Source organism: candidate division WOR-3 bacterium (genome assembly GCA_013177935.1).
Taxonomy (GTDB): domain Bacteria; phylum Hydrothermota; class Tepidihabitantia; order Tepidihabitantales; family Tepidihabitantaceae; genus Tepidihabitans.
The window spans coordinates 87,627-102,620 of record JABLXZ010000001.1; the positions used below are offsets into that span (position 1 = coordinate 87,627).

A 14,994-nucleotide genomic window follows, 5' to 3' on the forward strand; every position below is an offset into this window, starting at 1 on the left:
TTCAGGGTTTATAAGTTAAGCCCCTTATTCCAGTAAAGTTAGGTTAACTTTGCCTTAAGTTTTTCTGCCAGTTGTTCGGGTTCGTAGATGACCTCAATGCCAGCGGACTGAAACGCCTGAATCTTCTCGGCTGCGGTACCGGAACCGGCAGATATGATGGCGCCGGCATGTCCCATCCTTTTATCCGGGGGTGCGGTTTGGCCCGCGATGAAGCCGAACACCGGTTTTGTCACATACTGCCGGACAAACTGTGCCGCCTTTTCTTCATCACTGCCACCAATCTCGCCGACGATGACTATCGCTCTGGTTTCAGGGTCGTCCTGAAACATCTTTAAACAGTCAATAAAGTTGGTGCCGATTACCGGGTCGCCACCGATGCCGATTACGGTTGATTGACCGAATTCGCCGGTGTTGGCGGCGATCTCATAGGTCAGGGTTCCAGAACGGGAAACGATGCCGACCGGTCCAGGCCGAAATGCGGCAGCGGGCATTATTCCGACTTTTGCCTTTCCGGGCGAGATTGCACCGGGGCAGTTTGGACCAACAATCCGGACGCCACGGGTTTTTGCGACCGCAATCGCCTTGATTGCATCGAGTACCGGTACCCCTTCGGTCACACAGACGATTAGTTTTACGCCGGAGAAGACCGCTTCGAGTAGCGCATCGCCGGCAAAGTTGGCAGGTACAAAGATGATTGATGCATCGGCACCGGTTGCCCGGACCGCTTCGGCAACCGAGTTGAAAACCGGTATGCCGTCAATCTCCTGACCGCCTTTGCCCGGGGTTACACCGCCGACCACCTGGGTGCCGTACTCTTTCATCAATCGGGCGTGAAAGGCGCCGTCTCTGCCGGTTATGCCCTGAACAATCAGCCGGGTGTTCTGGTCAATCAGGATGCTCATCTTGCCTCCTTTGCCTTGGCAACTGCCAGTTTGACCGCTTCACTCATCCCGGTGGCACTATAGACCGGGCTATCAGCGAGCAGGGCACACGCCTTTTCGGCGTTGGTGCCAACAAGACGGGCAACAATCGGCACTTTGATGTCGGCTTTCTTTATTGCAGCGATGAGCCCCTGAGCGATGTCGTCACAGCGGGTGATGCCGCCGAAGATGTTGACGAGAATCGCTTTGACATTGGGGTCGGAGAGGATGATGCGCATTGCGGTTATCATCTTTTCGGGCGATGAGGAGCCACCGACATCAAGGAAGTTTGCCGGTTCACCACCATACCGTTTGATTAAGTCCATCGTCGCCATTGCCAGGCCCGCACCGTTGACAATGCAGCCAACATTGCCGGAGAGTTTGATGTAAGAAAGACCCGCGGCTTTGGCTTCAATCTCTTTGGGCTCTTCACCTTCCGGGTCGCGCAACGCCTCATTTTCGGGATGGCGGAAAAGGGCGTTGTCGTCAAAGTTGATTTTCGCATCCAGGGCGAGCAGTTTGCCATCATCGGTTAACACCAGCGGGTTGATTTCAACAAGCGAGCAGTCGCGCTCGACAAATATCTGGTAAAGTTTCTGGCAGATGGTGGTGAAGGCGCTGGTCAGTTTCAGGTCACCGAACAAAGAAAAACCGATGGTGCGGGTTTGGAAGGGCAGGATGCCGAGCAAGGGGTCGATTTCTGCCTTGAGAATTTTTTCCGGGCTGGTTTTCGCAACCTCTTCAATCTCAACGCCACCCGCGGCAGAGGCGATGAGAACCGGTTGCCGGGCAGAACGGTCAACCGTAATACCGAGGTAGAATTCGGATTTGATTGGGACGCATTCGGAGACGAGGAGTTTTGTGACCTTCAAGCCTTTGATTGTCATACCGAGGATTTTTTCGGCGGTGGGCAGAACATCTTCAAACCGGTCAACCCGTTTGACACCACCGGCTTTACCGCGACCACCAACCAGGACCTGGGCTTTGAGTACCGCCGGAACACCAACCGCAATTGATGCCTGTTTTGCTTCGTTTGGTGATTTTACCATCTGCTCGCGCGGTGTGGGAATTCCCGCCCGGGCAAAAATCTGTTTAGCCTGATATTCATGGATTTTCATACAGGTTAAATCTAACGAAAACCGGCGCAGGGTCAAGCGGGTGTTTTGGGCTTTGCGCTAATTGTTGCCCGGTGTGGGGTTGAATAGCTGGTAGAGGGTTGTGCCGGTTGCGGTGTCGTGCCATACGGGCTGGATAAACGGGCGCTGGTTTTCCAGCCAGATGAGGAGGTAGGGAAATTTGAGACGGTTAACCGATAACTTTTCTAACTGCTGTTGGGTGCGGTTGAAGGTGTTGACAAAGTAGATATTGCCGGCGGGAGAACGCTGTTTTAGGGAGTCAGTTGTGGTATAAAATCGGCTGGAGTCGCGTTTGGTTTCAAGGATGAGGTCGGGTATTGAGATAAGCCAGGTGTCGGGCAGAAAGGCGCTGAGGTAGTCAAATTCCGGTTCCCAGTTGCCGAAAACGGTTTTCGCTTTACCGGGCTCGTGTTCAAGAAGGACAAAATCAGCCAGTTTTTGCGCGGTTTGCCATTTAAGGTAAGGCTGGTGGTTTTTGATAAGGGCGTTGAGGTTAAACGGGATTAAGATAAGGGTGATGAGAAAAAGGGGCAGGCGCGAGTGCCGAACGGTGCCAAGAACAAGCGAGAAGCCGATAACCGCATAGAGCCAGATTTTCTGGTGGTACGGATCCCAGAAAAGGGCGGTGACCAGACTGGTGATGAGCAGGGCGGTGCCAGGTTTGTTGCGGGCGGCAAGCAGGGTGAGGGTCAGAATTAGGATACCGGCAATGATTAGTGTAATAAGTAAGAAGGGGTGCGGGTTTCGGGTGGCAAGCGCGGTTTTAATACCGGCGAAGTTGTCAGGAAGTACCGGGAACAGGCTTGATATAAAGCCGAGCGGGGTTGAGATGAGGTTGGACAGTTTGAATCCGCCAAATGTGCCCTGTTCGGGTAGAAAGAAAATTGCGGTCAGGATGTTTTGCAGGTTTTTGGCGCCGGCAGGGATAAGAACGGTGAGGTAGATAATAAGGGTTGTGATGGGTGGGGTGATAAGAAGGGAGAGCAGAATCCGGCGCGGGGTTTGCCGGAGCGATAATAAAATGAGAAAGGGTAAAACAAGCAGGGACAAGAGGTAAAAACCGGCGCTGATGCCGAGACAAAACGCGGCGCTAAGCGGTTTTCTTTTTTCCAAGAAGAGGAGCGAGAAGAGGAGCCACGGTGTTGCAGGAATTACTTCGGCGATGTTGGTGGCTTGTGCGGAAAATGCGAAGGAGAAGCCCAAGCCCAGGGTGGCGGTGATTACCGTGGGGAGCGGGTGGGATTGTGTTAAGAGGAGCAGGGCAAATAGAAAAAGGGTTAAAGCAGCACAAAGGGCGTTAGCGAGCTGCAGGGGTTTTACACCGTTGCCTTGATAGTTGAACAGCCGGAAGATGCGGTAGGCGGTATGAGCGTAAATGGGAAATAAAAAATGTTTCTGGACATTCTGGCGGAAGTAGTGGGGTTGCTGATAGGCGGTTTGCCAGTTAAGGGGAATGTACTGTGTTGTGCCTGAGGGGGTGATTGCCACCCGGTGCAAGGTGGAGAGGACGCGAAAGCCGTCGGTGTTGTAATGGGTGGAGGGCAAAAGTAAAAACAGGGTGAGAAATGTCAGGGCAAGGACAAGCGGGGTTAATAACTTCTTCATTAATTGAACTCCTGGAACGGGTTCAGAATAGAGAAGATATTGATTTCTGTCAAGTTGAAGTGCGGGGAGGCATTGAAGAGGATGTTTTAATTGACTCAGAACAATTTGGGTGTATAATCGGACTCGTGCATCGTAAATTGATAGTAAATTGTCTGAGAAGGTCTATTTTCCAGGAGGCACAATGACAAATAAAGTAGCGATTATCGGCATCGGCGCAACCCAGTTTCGTTCCATCTCGCCTGATGTTTCTTATAAGGAACTGATGTATGAGGCGGCGGTAAAGGCTTATGAGGATGCGGGCATTGACCCGAGGCGGGATGTGGACACCTTCGTGACCTGCGCCGAGGACTATATTGAAGGGACGAGCATCTTTGATGAGTATGTGCCGGACCAGCTTGGGGCAGCGTTAAAGCAGATGCATACGATTACAGGCGATGGCTTGCACGGCATTGCGGCGGCGTGGTTGCAGATAATGACGGGTAAATTTGATGTGGCGGTGGTGGAGGCGCATTCTAAGGCATCAAACATCCTGACACCGGATGGGGTTGAGGTTTGCGCCCAGGACCCAGTTTTCACCCGACCGTTGCAACTGAACAACCTTTTCATCGCCGGATTGGAGATGAATCGGTTTCTCAAGCGGTTTGGATTGACAACTGAGCACTGCGCGGCGGTGGTGAAGAAGAATCGGTATAATGCGCTTGATAATCCGATTGCCGGCAGAGCGGCAAAACTCGCGGACGAAGATTTCAGAACTGCACCGATGGTTGCCTTTCCCCTTACTGAACTGGACATTGCGCATCCGGTTGATGGTGCGGTGGTCGTGGTATTGGCTTCGGAGCGGTGGTTGCAGAAGAAACAAGTTAACTGTTCAAAGCCGGTGTTTTTGACCGGTATGGGCTGGTGTAACGGCTCTTACAATCTGGAGTCCCGCGATTGGGAAAGGCAGGATTTTGTTACCAGAGCAGCGGATATGGCTTATCGGTACGCCGGGATTAAGTGTCCGGCAGAGGAGATAGACTTCGCTGAGATTGACGACACTTACTCTTATAAGGAGTTGCAAAACCTCCTTGATTTGCGGCTTGTGGGTGATGCGGAGTTGAAACACTGGGTTGAGTCGGGTAGAACCGGATTAAAGGGCAGTTTGCCGGTAAACTCATCAGGCGGCGCCCTGGGAATGGGGTATCTTTACGAAGGAACAGGTCTTGCCCGGCTTTATTGGGCGGTGCAGGAGTTGCGCGGGGAAGCGGGTAAGAATCAACTGCCCAAATCCCGGACCGCGCTGGTGCAATCCTGGCGTGGTCTGCCCACGGCAAGCGCCGCAGTGGCGATTTTAACTGTTTAAGGAGGAGTGATGGGTAACAGAGTAGCAATCGTTGGTGCGGGAATGACAAAGTTTGTGCGCCGGGCGCAGGAGACCGGCCAGGAACTTGCCTTTTATGCAACAAAGGCGGCGCTGGACAGTTGCGGAATGAAACTTGACCAGATTGATGGTGTTGTACTGGGCAGCGCGCCGGACACATTTGACGGTGTGCATATGAAGGGTGAGTATCTGTCACCGGGCGCTGGTGCCTGGGGCAAGCCTTATATGCGCTGTTATGTGGGCGGCGGTACCGGGGTATTTTCAGTTGCTCATGGCTGGTATCATGTTGCATCAGGGGTGTTTGACACCTGTCTCGTGGTGTGTGAGGAGAAGATGTCTTCTTTTCAGCCGCATCCTCAGGGTGCATTCCTGACGATATTTGACCATACGACCGAACGGCCTTTAAAGCCCAATCTGCTCTGGATATTTGCGCTGGAGATGAATCGGTATATGAACACCTATGGTTTACGGAAAGAGGATATTGCCCGGGTTGCGGTCAAGAATAAAAATAACGCTATTGACCATCCGGCAGCGCAACTCGGTGGCAAAGTTACCCTGGACGATATTCTTAACTCCGAGGTTCTTGCCTGGCCCGTACAAAGGCTTGATGTCAGTCCGGTTTCTGATGGTGCGGTGGCATTGGTTCTGGCAAATGAGAGTATTGCGCGCCGGGTGACTGATAAACCGGTATGGATTGAAGGTGTGGGCTGGGCGCTTGATACCGCCTACTGGACAAATCGCGACCTGTGTTATCCCCGTTATGTGGAAGAAGCGGCAAGGATGGCGTATAAGATGGCGGGAATCACCGACCCGCGTCATCAGATTCATATCGCCGAACCCTATGACCCGTTTGATTACAAAGAGCTGCACCATATGGAAGGACTTCTGCTGTGCGGAAGAGGAGAGGCACCGCAACTAACTCTGGACGGCGTGACACAGCGGGATGGTGAGTTGCCAGTTTGTCCTTCAGGTGGTTTGCTCGGGGTTGGTAACCCAATCGCTGCTGCCGGTTTGATGAAGGTCGCCGAACTCTTCTGGCAGTTGCGGGGCGAGGCAGGAAAGCGTCAGGTGGCGCGCAAGGCAAAGCGCGGTGTTGCCCAAGCCTGGGGCGATTTGATGCAGGTTGGTGCTGTTGTGGTGGTAGGAATATAGGAGGAGAGATGGCACAGGTTAAAAAACTGAAAGTAAAGAAGCAAAACCGCCAGCCGAATATGCCCATACGCGGCAGTGGTGGAGGGTTAGCGGCAAGCGAGAAGCCGAAATTAGATGGTGGTTTTCCTGGTACGGGTTTAAGCGATGAAGATATTAAGGAAGGAAAAGTTCTTACCACAAGATGGAAGGCGGATGCGAAATACGGCTGGGATGCCGGTGTGGCAATAAGCAGGTATCTTGCCGGATTGAAAGAGGGAAAGATTCTGGGCGTGCGGTGCCACAAATGTGGCAGGACGATGGTGCCCCCGCGGATTTTCTGCGAATGGTGTTTCCGCAATATCGATGAATGGGTGGAACTGAAAGATACGGGCACGGTTAACACCTTTTCGCTGTGTTATGTAACCTGGGATGTGAAGAGGATAAAAGAACCCCAGATTCCAGCGGTGATTGAGATTGACGGCGCTTCCAAGGGGATGGGAATAATGCACCTTTTAGGTGAGGTTGACCCGAAAAAGGTTTACATCGGTATGAGGGTGAAGGCGGTCTGGAAAGAGCCGGCAGAGCGAGAAGGTGCAATCACCGATATCCGCTACTGGAAGCCACTGTAAGGGGAGGAGTAAGATGGCACTGAAACAAAGAAATGAACAGGTTAGCCAGACCAAGGTCTGGTTCGGTGAGTTGCCGGTAGAAAGCCTCTATACCGTGGGGATTGCTGGCGAGCGCTTTTACCGGACGCTCCAGGAAAAGGGGCAGTTAACCGGCACAAAGTGTGAGCGGTGTGGCATAGTGTTCGTTCCGGGAAGGATTTTCTGTGAGCGGTGTCTGGAAAGGCTTGACAACTGGGTAACGGTTGGTCCGACTGGCACGCTGGAGTCCTGGACAGTGGTTTATGTTGGGCTTGATGGTAAGAGGCTAAAACAGCCGGTACTGGTCGGACTGATTAAACTTGATGGTGCTTCAACCTGTCTTGTGCATTATCTGGGTAATGTGAAGCCGGAAGAGATTTGTTTCGGGATGAGAGTTGCCCCGGTGTTGAAACCGAAGGCAAAACGAGAGGGTGCGATAACCGATATCCTCTACTTTCAACCTGCCCCATAGCGCAGATATAGCGCAAGGTCGAATAACCGGGCAGGCACTATAGTATAGTAAGAGAACCGCGGTTGCTTTGTGTAGCCCCTGGTGTAAGTTTGTAATTGGAGTTTACGGCTGGCAGGCAACTGAAAAGAGGGAGGGTTGTAACAAAAAGGCTGAAATAACAGGGGGTAGGAAAATCTTTAACGAATTAGTTGACAAGCGGTTTTTAATTAGTATATTTGCTAATTAGTGCGATAAGAAATCGGGTCAAAGTGCCATAAGGCACAGTTAAGTTAGTAAAGACCCCGGTAAAGTAAAGGTCGGAAAGCAGAAAAGGAAAGAAGTGTAGTTTTTATTTAAAATGAGCGTATTAAGAAGTTCGAAAAAGATAAGGATAAAGTTAAAAGCCTATGACCACCGGCTGCTTGACCAGTCGGCGCGAGACATTGTGGATGTGGCGAAGCGGACCGGTGCGCAGGTGGCAGGTCCGATTCCGTTGCCAACCAAGCGCACGCTTTTTACGGTGCTGCGTTCGCCCCATGTTGACAAAAAGTCACGGGAGCAGTTTGAGTTGCGGGTGCATAAGAGGTTGATTGAGATTTCTAATGCCACGGCCGATATGGTGGACGCGCTGATGAAACTTGAAGTGCCAGCCGGGGTAGAAGTGGAGATTAAGTCGGCATGATTGGGTTGGTTGGCATAAAGGGTGAGATGACCCAGATTTATGATGATGCGGGTAAAGTGGTACCGGTGACTGAGATTAAGGTGGGAAAATGTGTGGTTGTTGGTTTACGGACCCGGGAGAAGCATGGCTATTTTGCGGTTCAGATTGGCCAGGGTGAACCGAGTAAGCGCCAGTTGACCAAGCCTTATGAGGGGCAGTTTAAAAAGGCGGGCGTGCCGGTGCTGGGCAAAGTGTGCGAATTTCGGGTTGATAGTGTGGAGGGTTATCAGATCGGGCAGGAGTTGAAGGTGGACATTTTCCAGCCGGGTGAGTTTGTAAATGTTACCGGCTGGACAAAAGGTCGCGGATTTGCCGGAGGAATGAAGCGCTGGGGCTGGCATGGTGGTCCTGCTTCACACGGGTCGATGTCACACCGGCGTATTGGTTCACTGGGCGCTGGTTCTTCACCGGGAAGGGCATTGCCCGGTCGCACTTTACCGGGACATTACGGTTGTGAGCGCGTGACAATCAAGAACCTTAAAGTGGTTAAGGTTGACCCGGAACAGGGTGTGATTTATGTGCGCGGTGCGGTTCCGGGTTATCGCGGTGCCCGGGTTTTAATCCGGAAGGGGGCGTGAGGTGGAGGTATTGACCATTTCCGGTGAGGTGAAGCGGCAGGTGGAGTTGCCTTCGGAATGGTTTAACCGTTCTGGTCCCAAGAGTTTGCTCTGGGATGCGGTGCGCTGTTATCTCGCAAATCAGCGTCAGGGAACCGCGAAAACCAAGACGCGCGGTGAAGTCTCGGGTACCGGTAAAAAGCCCTGGCCCCAGAAGCACACCGGACGGGCACGACACGGTTCAAGGCGTTCGCCCATCTGGCGCGGCGGTGGTATCGCCTGGGGTCCCAAGCCAAGAGATTACAGTTATGAGTTGCCAAAAAAGGTACGGCGTCAGGCGCTGGCACTGGCGCTGACATCACGGGCAAAGGAAAATGGTATTAAGATTGTTGAAGATTTTGAGCTTAATGAGCCGAAGACCAGAGAGTTGGTGAATATAGTTGAGAAGATAGCCTCACCATTGGCAAAGGGTGATAAGGTGCTTTTGCTTGTGGAGCGGGCTTCAGAAAATTTAGTGCGAGCGAGTCAAAATGTCTCCTGGTTAGATGTTATGCCCGCGGCGCAGTTGAACTCCTATCAGGTGTTGACACATCAGAAGTTGATTTTCACCGAGAAGGGGCTTGAGAGTTTTCTTACGGCGATGGGGGTTAAATGATGATTGACCCGACTAAGATTATTTTAGGGGTAGTTGTTACCGAAAAGTCGGAACGGGTAAAAGGTGCGGAGGGGAGTTATACCCTGCGTGTGAACCGCGATGCTAATAAACATCAGATTCGTCAGGCGGTCGAGCAGATGTTTAAGGTTCATGTGACCGATGTGCGGGTGATGAATTTTAAAGGGAAGAAGCGACGGATGGGGATGTTTCAAGGATATCGGCCCGACTGGAAGAAAGCGGTAGTAAAGTTAAAAGAAGGCGAAAGAATTGAGGCTCTGGAGCATTAATTATGGGTATTAAGCAGTATCGACCGATTACACCCGGTAGAAGGCATTACACCGTTTCCGATTTCAGTGAGATTACCCGGGAGGAGCCGTATAAGCCTTTGACGGTTCCATTGCGTAAGACCGGCGGGAGGAACAATCAGGGCAGAATTACCGCCAAGTATCGCGGTGGTGGCGAAAAACGGCACTACCGGATAATTGACTTTTTAAGAGATAAGGTGGGCATTCCCGCCAAGGTGGTTTCGATTGAATACGACCCGAACCGTTCAGCCCGGATTGCGCTGGTTTGTTACGCCGATGGTGAGTATCGCTATATTCTTTGCCCTGAAGGGTTGAAGGTGGGCGACCAGGTTGCTTCGGGTAACAACCTGCCGATAAGGTTTGGCAATGCGATGCCGTTGTCAGACATACCGGTCGGAGTCGAAATTCACAATCTTCAACTTTATCCGTCAAGCCGGTCGTTTTTGGTACGTTCGGCTGGAACCGCGGCTCAGATTCTTGCCAAAGAGGAAGGCTGGGCGGTGGTGAAGTTGCCATCGGGTGAGATTCGTAAGTTCGATTTACGGTGCTGGGCGACGATTGGCCGGGTGTCAAATGCCGAGCATAAAGACATTTCAATCGGCAAGGCGGGCCGGAGCCGTCATATGGGTCGCAGACCAAGGACAAGGGCGGTGGCGATGAATCCGGTTGACCATCCGATGGGTGGCGGCGAAGGCAAAAGTTCTGGTGGCAGACATCCCTGTTCGGAGAAGGGGATGATTGCCAAAGGTTATAAGACCCGCAATCCGAAGAAGAAGTCGAGCAAACTTATCATTCGCAGGAGGGCATAAGATGGGGCGTTCGCTGAAGAAGGGTCCTTATATCGATGAGAAGTTGTTCCGGCGGATAAAGGAGCTGGTGGAGAAGGGTGAGCGGCGAGTGATAAAAACATATGCCCGGCGCAGTATTATCCCCCCTGAGTTTGTTGGTCAGACGATTGCGATTCACAACGGCAACAGATTTATACCGGTTTATATCACCGAACGGATGGTCGGACACCGATTAGGTGAGTTCGCACCGACCCGTACTTTCCGGGCACATTCTGGGCAGCGTAAGGAAAAGTCGGTTGAGGAGAAACGGGAGCATTAAGCGATGGAGGCATTTGCGCGCAGTAGGTTTCAGCGTGGTTCAGCAAGAAAGATGAATCGGATTGCAGAGTTAATCCGGAATAAGGATGTACCGACCGCTTTGGCAACGCTCACATTTTTAGCCAAGCCTTCCAAACAGGCGCTTTTGAAGACTCTGCGTTCTGCGGTTGCCAATGCAATCAATAAGGCGGGTAAGGCACGGTTGCAGGAGAAGGATTTGTTTGTGAAAGAGGTAAGAGTAGACCCGGGTCCCAATGTGATGAAACGACTGATGCCCGGTCCCAGAGGCACCGCTTCGGTTTTTGTGCGCCGGATGTGCCATATTTATGTGAAGGTGGCAACAAAGGAGGAAAAGTCTTAGTATGGGTCAGAAGACACACCCACTGGGTTTTCGACTTGGGATAACGAAAGACTGGAAGTCGGCATGGTTTGAGAAGAAACGATACCGCGACTTTTTGCTGGAGGATTATAAAATTCGGCGGTACATTGAGGCGAAGTTGGCTGAGGCGATGGTTTCCAACATTGAAATTAGACGGGTCGCGGACCGAACAACGATTACAATTCATACCGCGCGGCCCGGAATGGTTTTTGGTGCGAAGCGACAGGCACTGGAGGCGCTCCGCGAGGAGATTAAGCGACTGGTGGGTAGGGATGTCCATATTCTTGTTGAGGTGGTTCGGGTTCCGGAGCTGGAGGCGAAACTTGTTGCCCAGAATATTGCACGCCAGCTTGAAGAACGGGTTGCCCATCGCCGGGCGATGAAACGAGCGGTAACCCAGGCGATGCGACTCGGGGCATTGGGCATTAAGGTGATGGTGGGAGGAAGGTTAGGTGGTGCGGAGATTGCTCGCAGTGAGTGGTACCGGGAAGGGCGGGTGCCGTTACAGACATTGAATGCCGATGTTGACTATTCGGTGGATGTTGCCAAAACGATTGCCGGAACCTGCGGCGTGAAGGTCTGGATTTATAAAGGTGATATTCAGCCCAGAGCAGGGAGTTAAACTATGTTGATGCCAAAACGGGTTAAGTATCGGAAAGCGATGCGCGGTCGGATGAAGGGTAAGGCGACAAGTGCCAATCGGATAGATTTTGGCGAGTACGGGCTTATTGCGCTGGAACCGTCGTGGATAACCGCCCGTCAGATTGAAGCGGCACGATTGTGTCTGACGAAGTTTCTCAAGCGAGCCGGAAAGATGTGGATTAGGATATTCCCTGACAAACCGGTTACTAAAAAGCCGGCGGAGTCAAGAATGGGTAAAGGAAAAGGAACGCCCGAAGAGTGGGTTTGTGTTGTAAAACCGGGGCGGGTTCTCTTTGAATTAGGCGGCCTCCCAAAGGCAGAGGCACTGGAGGCTTTGAAACTGGCGGCGAGTAAGATGCCCTGCCGGACGAAATTGGTTGAGCGTGAGGAGTTTAGTTATGAAGGCTTCTGAGTTGCGCGAGTTGTCTAAGGAAGAGTTGACCCGAAAGATTGCCGAGTTACGGGATGAACTTTTTAAGTTGAAACTACGGCGAGCAACCGAGCAGTTGCCCAATCCAGTCCGTTTGCGGATTCTCCGACGGGAAATCGCCCGTTGTCTTACCGTGTTAAAGGAGAAGGAGTTGAAGGAAGGTGGTAGTAATGCGTAAGGAACGACGGACGGTGGTAGGCACGGTTATTTCGGCGAAGATGCAGAAGACGGTTGTGGTTGAAACCGAGCGGCTGGTGCAGCATCCCAAATATAAAAAGTACATTAGGAAGCGGACAAAACTGTATGCCCACGACGAACGAGCGGAATGCAAGGAAGGCGACCGGGTTATGATTATGGAAACAAGGCCTTTGTCGAAGTTAAAAAGGTGGCGGGTGGTGAAGAAGTTATGATTCAAGAATATAGTCGTCTTACTGTTGCCGATAATTCCGGTGCCCGGGTGGCGATGGTTATCAAGATTTATGGTGGTTCAAAACGGAAGTTCGGCTGGCTGGGCGATACCGTGCTGGTTACTGTCAAGGACGCGCTCCCCAATGGACCAATAAAGCCCGGGGATAAGTATAAAGCGGTAGTTATCCGGACACGAAAAGAGTACCGGCGTGAAGACGGTACCTATATAAGATTTGACGATAACGCCTGTGTCTTGATTGACGATAAAGGTGAACCCAAAGGGACACGGGTGTTCGGTCCGGTGGCAAGGGAGTTGAGGGAGCGGAAATTTACCAAAATCATTTCGCTGGCAACTGAGGTGGTGTGATATGCAACTGCGTAAGGGTGATGTGGTTGAAGTAATTACCGGTGAAGAACGAGGTCGCCGGGGTAAAATTCTGCGCATCGAGTGGCATAAAGAGAGCAAAAGTTACCGGGCGATTGTTGAAGGAATTAACCTGGCAAAGCGTCACCAGCGAACTCGGGGACCTGATAAACCGGGTGGTATTGTTGACCTGCCCAATCCGATTAATGTCTCCAATCTGGTGCTCATCTGCCCGAAATGCGGCAAGAGGGCGAAGGTGAAACGCGCCGAGCATGAGGGAAGAAGGGTGCGGGTTTGTAAAGTTTGTGAAGAGATTATTGATGTATGATACCAAGACTTAAAGAGCTTTATCTGAAAAAGGTCATTCCGGCGCTGACCGCACGGTTTGGCTACAAAAACAAGCACCAGGTACCGCGACTTACCAAGGTGGTTGTTAGTGTAACCACAAAAGAGGCGGTGCAGGATTCCAAGGTGCTCGATGTGATTGCCGAAGACCTGGCGATGATTACCGGACAAAAGCCGGTTAGGACTTTCGCAAAAAGGGCGATTTCGGCATTCCGGATTCGAGAAGGTATGCCGCTCGGGGTTAAAGTGACCCTGCGTGGTGACCGGATGTATGAGTTTATTGACCGGTTCTTTAACCTTGCGGCGCCTAAGATTCGAGACTTCCGGGGTTTTCCGCTTGATGCCTTTGATGGCCGCGGCGGTTACAGCCTCGGACTCACGGAGCAGGTGATTTTCCCGGAAATTGAGGTCGCCAAGGTGAAAAAGGTGTTTGGAATGACAATTACTTTTCAGACAACCGCCAAGCATGACGATGAGGCACGGTTTTTACTGGAAGAATTAGGTATGCCGTTTGCAAAAAGGAAGTGATATGGCAAGAAAATGTTTGATTGTTAAGTCACAGCGTGAGCCCAAATTCAAGGTGCGTAAACACAACCGCTGTCAGGTTTGTTTCCGTCCCCGGGCATATTATCGCAAATTTGGATTGTGTCGGCTTTGTTTTCGGGAACTTGCGCTTCGGGGCGAGATACCCGGGGTGCGTAAGGCAACCTGGTAAGGAGGATAGCGTTGGATCCGATTTCTGACTTCCTTACGCAGATTCGTAATGGAATTGCGGCCCGGGTGAAAGAGATAAATGTTCCCCACTCCCGGTTAAAATATGAGATTGCCCGGGTGTTGCTCGAAGAAGGGTTTATAAGCAACTTTCGGGTTGAGGGTGAGGGGCCAAAGAAGCGAATTATTGTTAGTTTGAAGTATCTTGATGACGGCGCTTCGGTAATTCGCGGGCTGGAAAGGGTATCAAAACAGAGTCGGCGGATATATGTTGGGTATCGGGACCTGCCCCGAGTGATGGGAGGTCTTGGCGTTGCGATAATTTCAACCCCAGCCGGCATTATCACCGACCGAGAAGCCCGTCGCCGCAAAATCGGGGGCGAGCTTATTTGTAAGGTGTGGTAAACTATGGCGAAGACATATCGTCCTTTGTCAATACCCGATGGTGTTGAAGTAAAACCGGAAGCCGATAAGGTTACTGTAAAGGGTAAACTGGGTTCCTTGACGCTTTCGCTTTATCCTGGGGTGAAAGTGAAGGTTGAAAATCGCGAGGTGGTAGTTGAGGGGAGCCCCGAAGTCGAGCGCAAGTATGTAGGGACGATGCGCGCTTTGCTCAGGAATATGCTCGTTGGCGTGAGCAGTGGTTATCAAAAGGTTGTTGAGCTGCGGGGAATGGGTTACCGTGCTCAGAAAACCAAGACCGGTGTACAGTTCAACTGTGGCTTTTCTCATCCGGTTGATTTTGTAATACCGCCCGGCATATCGGTTGAAATTAACCAGGTTCCCAATCCGGAAGATACAAAAGAGCAGATGTTTGAAATTATTGTGTCGGGGATAGACAAACAGGTTGTCGGAGATACCGCAGCGCGGATGCGAGCGATAAAACCAGCAGACCCGTACCACGGCAAGGGTTTCCGGTATCGAGGGGAATGGGTGCGGAAAAAGGCGGGGAAGCGGGCGGTCGCAGCCCAGGGTTAAGTCATTTCTTAATAGTTGACCGGATTTCAGCAAATGATATTATTGAGATGTTAGCCCCATCGTCTAGTCCGGCCCAGGACGTCTGGTTCTCAGCCAGAAGACTGGGGTTCAAATCCCCATGGGGCTATTTTAATATTGAACTA

The 14,994-nt window shown here is 51.7% G+C and carries 24 protein-coding genes and 1 tRNA gene; 22 read left to right on the plus strand and 3 right to left on the minus strand.

Annotated features, from left to right (window positions below; translation table 11 throughout):
* Positions 1-38: 38 nt before the first annotated feature.
* Genes sucD through HPY86_00410 form a run of 3 tightly spaced genes read right to left on the minus strand, consistent with a single transcriptional unit; the run spans position 39 to position 3,661 of the window.
* Positions 39-902, minus strand: a complete 864-nt coding sequence (gene sucD, locus HPY86_00400) for a succinate--CoA ligase subunit alpha (protein NPV13384.1) — start codon at positions 900-902, stop codon at positions 39-41.
* A complete protein-coding gene (gene sucC, locus HPY86_00405; protein NPV13385.1) occupies positions 899-2,038 on the minus strand; it encodes an ADP-forming succinate--CoA ligase subunit beta in 1,140 nt (379 codons plus the stop codon). Before sucC ends, sucD begins: the two co-directional genes overlap by 4 nt.
* Before the next feature lie 57 nt (positions 2,039-2,095).
* Positions 2,096-3,661: a hypothetical protein gene (locus HPY86_00410; GenBank protein ID NPV13386.1), complete on the minus strand. Its 1,566-nt coding sequence runs from the start codon at positions 3,659-3,661 to the stop codon at positions 2,096-2,098.
* 181 nt (positions 3,662-3,842) lie between these two features.
* Between HPY86_00410 and HPY86_00415 the strand changes: the two genes are divergently transcribed.
* The 22 genes from HPY86_00415 to HPY86_00520 all read left to right on the plus strand — a co-directional run bounded on the left by HPY86_00415 (position 3,843) and on the right by HPY86_00520 (position 14,978).
* Positions 3,843-5,003, plus strand: a complete 1,161-nt coding sequence (locus HPY86_00415; protein NPV13387.1) for an acetyl-CoA acetyltransferase — start codon at positions 3,843-3,845, stop codon at positions 5,001-5,003.
* Positions 5,004-5,012: 9 nt separating this feature from the next.
* Positions 5,013-6,173, plus strand: coding sequence for a thiolase domain-containing protein (locus HPY86_00420; protein NPV13388.1), 1,161 nt, complete (start codon positions 5,013-5,015; stop codon positions 6,171-6,173).
* A 59-nt stretch (positions 6,174-6,232) separates the two neighbouring features.
* Positions 6,233-6,781, plus strand: coding sequence for a Zn-ribbon domain-containing OB-fold protein (locus HPY86_00425; GenBank protein ID NPV13389.1), 549 nt, complete (start codon positions 6,233-6,235; stop codon positions 6,779-6,781).
* 13 nt (positions 6,782-6,794) lie between these two features.
* Positions 6,795-7,271: a Zn-ribbon domain-containing OB-fold protein gene (locus HPY86_00430; protein NPV13390.1), complete on the plus strand. Its 477-nt coding sequence runs from the start codon at positions 6,795-6,797 to the stop codon at positions 7,269-7,271.
* A gap of 337 nt (positions 7,272-7,608) precedes the next feature.
* Complete coding sequence (rpsJ, locus tag HPY86_00435; GenBank protein ID NPV13391.1) at positions 7,609-7,932, plus strand: 30S ribosomal protein S10; 324 nt, start codon at positions 7,609-7,611, stop codon at positions 7,930-7,932.
* Positions 7,929-8,549, plus strand: a complete 621-nt coding sequence (gene rplC, locus HPY86_00440; protein ID NPV13392.1) for a 50S ribosomal protein L3 — start codon at positions 7,929-7,931, stop codon at positions 8,547-8,549. The genes rpsJ and rplC overlap by 4 nt, the downstream gene beginning before the upstream one ends.
* Before the next feature lies 1 nt (position 8,550).
* Positions 8,551-9,183 carry a 50S ribosomal protein L4 gene (gene rplD, locus HPY86_00445; GenBank protein NPV13393.1) on the plus strand — a complete coding sequence of 211 codons (633 nt, stop codon included), beginning with the start codon at positions 8,551-8,553 and terminating at the stop codon, positions 9,181-9,183.
* A complete protein-coding gene (locus HPY86_00450) occupies positions 9,180-9,470 on the plus strand; it encodes a 50S ribosomal protein L23 (protein NPV13394.1) in 291 nt (96 codons plus the stop codon). Before rplD ends, HPY86_00450 begins: the two co-directional genes overlap by 4 nt.
* A gap of 2 nt (positions 9,471-9,472) precedes the next feature.
* Positions 9,473-10,297 carry a 50S ribosomal protein L2 gene (gene rplB, locus HPY86_00455; GenBank protein NPV13395.1) on the plus strand — a complete coding sequence of 275 codons (825 nt, stop codon included), beginning with the start codon at positions 9,473-9,475 and terminating at the stop codon, positions 10,295-10,297.
* A 1-nt stretch (position 10,298) separates the two neighbouring features.
* Entirely contained in the window at positions 10,299-10,595 is a 297-nt protein-coding gene (gene rpsS / locus HPY86_00460) for a 30S ribosomal protein S19 (protein NPV13396.1), read from the plus strand.
* A 3-nt stretch (positions 10,596-10,598) separates the two neighbouring features.
* Complete coding sequence (gene rplV, locus HPY86_00465) at positions 10,599-10,955, plus strand: 50S ribosomal protein L22 (GenBank protein ID NPV13397.1); 357 nt, start codon at positions 10,599-10,601, stop codon at positions 10,953-10,955.
* Between the two features lies 1 nt (position 10,956).
* Positions 10,957-11,595: a 30S ribosomal protein S3 gene (gene rpsC / locus HPY86_00470; GenBank protein ID NPV13398.1), complete on the plus strand. Its 639-nt coding sequence runs from the start codon at positions 10,957-10,959 to the stop codon at positions 11,593-11,595.
* A gap of 3 nt (positions 11,596-11,598) precedes the next feature.
* On the plus strand, positions 11,599-12,027 hold the full coding sequence (rplP, locus tag HPY86_00475) for a 50S ribosomal protein L16 (protein NPV13399.1): 429 nt from the start codon (positions 11,599-11,601) through the stop codon (positions 12,025-12,027).
* Positions 12,014-12,223, plus strand: coding sequence for a 50S ribosomal protein L29 (gene rpmC, locus HPY86_00480; GenBank protein NPV13400.1), 210 nt, complete (start codon positions 12,014-12,016; stop codon positions 12,221-12,223). The genes rplP and rpmC overlap by 14 nt, the downstream gene beginning before the upstream one ends.
* The gene (gene rpsQ, locus HPY86_00485; protein NPV13401.1) at positions 12,216-12,455 is read left to right on the plus strand and encodes a 30S ribosomal protein S17; all 240 of its coding nucleotides are present in this window, start codon (positions 12,216-12,218) and stop codon (positions 12,453-12,455) included. The genes rpmC and rpsQ overlap by 8 nt, the downstream gene beginning before the upstream one ends.
* Positions 12,452-12,820 carry a 50S ribosomal protein L14 gene (gene rplN, locus HPY86_00490; protein NPV13402.1) on the plus strand — a complete coding sequence of 123 codons (369 nt, stop codon included), beginning with the start codon at positions 12,452-12,454 and terminating at the stop codon, positions 12,818-12,820. Before rpsQ ends, rplN begins: the two co-directional genes overlap by 4 nt.
* 1 nt (position 12,821) lies before the next feature.
* The gene (rplX, locus tag HPY86_00495) at positions 12,822-13,145 is read left to right on the plus strand and encodes a 50S ribosomal protein L24 (protein NPV13403.1); all 324 of its coding nucleotides are present in this window, start codon (positions 12,822-12,824) and stop codon (positions 13,143-13,145) included.
* Positions 13,145-13,690, plus strand: a complete 546-nt coding sequence (gene rplE, locus HPY86_00500) for a 50S ribosomal protein L5 (GenBank protein NPV13404.1) — start codon at positions 13,145-13,147, stop codon at positions 13,688-13,690. The genes rplX and rplE overlap by 1 nt, the downstream gene beginning before the upstream one ends.
* 1 nt (position 13,691) lies before the next feature.
* Positions 13,692-13,877 carry a type Z 30S ribosomal protein S14 gene (locus tag HPY86_00505; protein NPV13405.1) on the plus strand — a complete coding sequence of 62 codons (186 nt, stop codon included), beginning with the start codon at positions 13,692-13,694 and terminating at the stop codon, positions 13,875-13,877.
* A 5-nt stretch (positions 13,878-13,882) separates the two neighbouring features.
* Positions 13,883-14,278 carry a 30S ribosomal protein S8 gene (gene rpsH / locus HPY86_00510; protein NPV13406.1) on the plus strand — a complete coding sequence of 132 codons (396 nt, stop codon included), beginning with the start codon at positions 13,883-13,885 and terminating at the stop codon, positions 14,276-14,278.
* 3 nt (positions 14,279-14,281) lie between these two features.
* On the plus strand, positions 14,282-14,851 hold the full coding sequence (gene rplF / locus HPY86_00515; GenBank protein ID NPV13407.1) for a 50S ribosomal protein L6: 570 nt from the start codon (positions 14,282-14,284) through the stop codon (positions 14,849-14,851).
* 52 nt (positions 14,852-14,903) lie between these two features.
* A tRNA-Glu gene (locus tag HPY86_00520) sits at positions 14,904-14,978 on the plus strand.
* Positions 14,979-14,994: the final 16 nt, after the last annotated feature.

Excerpts from the sequence above, each read along its gene's own strand:
- sucD (NPV13384.1), bottom strand. The coding sequence starts at position 902 with ATGAGCATCCTGATTGACCAGAACACCCGGCTGATTGTTCAGGGCATA.
- sucC (NPV13385.1), bottom strand. The coding sequence starts at position 2,038 with ATGAAAATCCATGAATATCAGGCTAAACAGATTTTTGCCCGGGCGGGA.
- HPY86_00410 (NPV13386.1), bottom strand. The coding sequence starts at position 3,661 with ATGAAGAAGTTATTAACCCCGCTTGTCCTTGCCCTGACATTTCTCACC.
- HPY86_00415 (NPV13387.1), top strand. The coding sequence starts at position 3,843 with ATGACAAATAAAGTAGCGATTATCGGCATCGGCGCAACCCAGTTTCGT.
- HPY86_00420 (NPV13388.1), top strand. The coding sequence starts at position 5,013 with ATGGGTAACAGAGTAGCAATCGTTGGTGCGGGAATGACAAAGTTTGTG.
- HPY86_00425 (NPV13389.1), top strand. The coding sequence starts at position 6,233 with ATGCCCATACGCGGCAGTGGTGGAGGGTTAGCGGCAAGCGAGAAGCCG.
- HPY86_00430 (NPV13390.1), top strand. The coding sequence starts at position 6,795 with ATGGCACTGAAACAAAGAAATGAACAGGTTAGCCAGACCAAGGTCTGG.
- rpsJ (NPV13391.1), top strand. The coding sequence starts at position 7,609 with ATGAGCGTATTAAGAAGTTCGAAAAAGATAAGGATAAAGTTAAAAGCC.
- rplC (NPV13392.1), top strand. The coding sequence starts at position 7,929 with ATGATTGGGTTGGTTGGCATAAAGGGTGAGATGACCCAGATTTATGAT.
- HPY86_00450 (NPV13394.1), top strand. The coding sequence starts at position 9,180 with ATGATGATTGACCCGACTAAGATTATTTTAGGGGTAGTTGTTACCGAA.
- rplB (NPV13395.1), top strand. The coding sequence starts at position 9,473 with ATGGGTATTAAGCAGTATCGACCGATTACACCCGGTAGAAGGCATTAC.
- rpsS (NPV13396.1), top strand. The coding sequence starts at position 10,299 with ATGGGGCGTTCGCTGAAGAAGGGTCCTTATATCGATGAGAAGTTGTTC.
- rplV (NPV13397.1), top strand. The coding sequence starts at position 10,599 with ATGGAGGCATTTGCGCGCAGTAGGTTTCAGCGTGGTTCAGCAAGAAAG.
- rpsC (NPV13398.1), top strand. The coding sequence starts at position 10,957 with ATGGGTCAGAAGACACACCCACTGGGTTTTCGACTTGGGATAACGAAA.
- rplP (NPV13399.1), top strand. The coding sequence starts at position 11,599 with ATGTTGATGCCAAAACGGGTTAAGTATCGGAAAGCGATGCGCGGTCGG.
- rpmC (NPV13400.1), top strand. The coding sequence starts at position 12,014 with ATGAAGGCTTCTGAGTTGCGCGAGTTGTCTAAGGAAGAGTTGACCCGA.
- rpsQ (NPV13401.1), top strand. The coding sequence starts at position 12,216 with ATGCGTAAGGAACGACGGACGGTGGTAGGCACGGTTATTTCGGCGAAG.
- rplN (NPV13402.1), top strand. The coding sequence starts at position 12,452 with ATGATTCAAGAATATAGTCGTCTTACTGTTGCCGATAATTCCGGTGCC.
- rplX (NPV13403.1), top strand. The coding sequence starts at position 12,822 with ATGCAACTGCGTAAGGGTGATGTGGTTGAAGTAATTACCGGTGAAGAA.
- HPY86_00505 (NPV13405.1), top strand. The coding sequence starts at position 13,692 with ATGGCAAGAAAATGTTTGATTGTTAAGTCACAGCGTGAGCCCAAATTC.
- rplF (NPV13407.1), top strand. The coding sequence starts at position 14,282 with ATGGCGAAGACATATCGTCCTTTGTCAATACCCGATGGTGTTGAAGTA.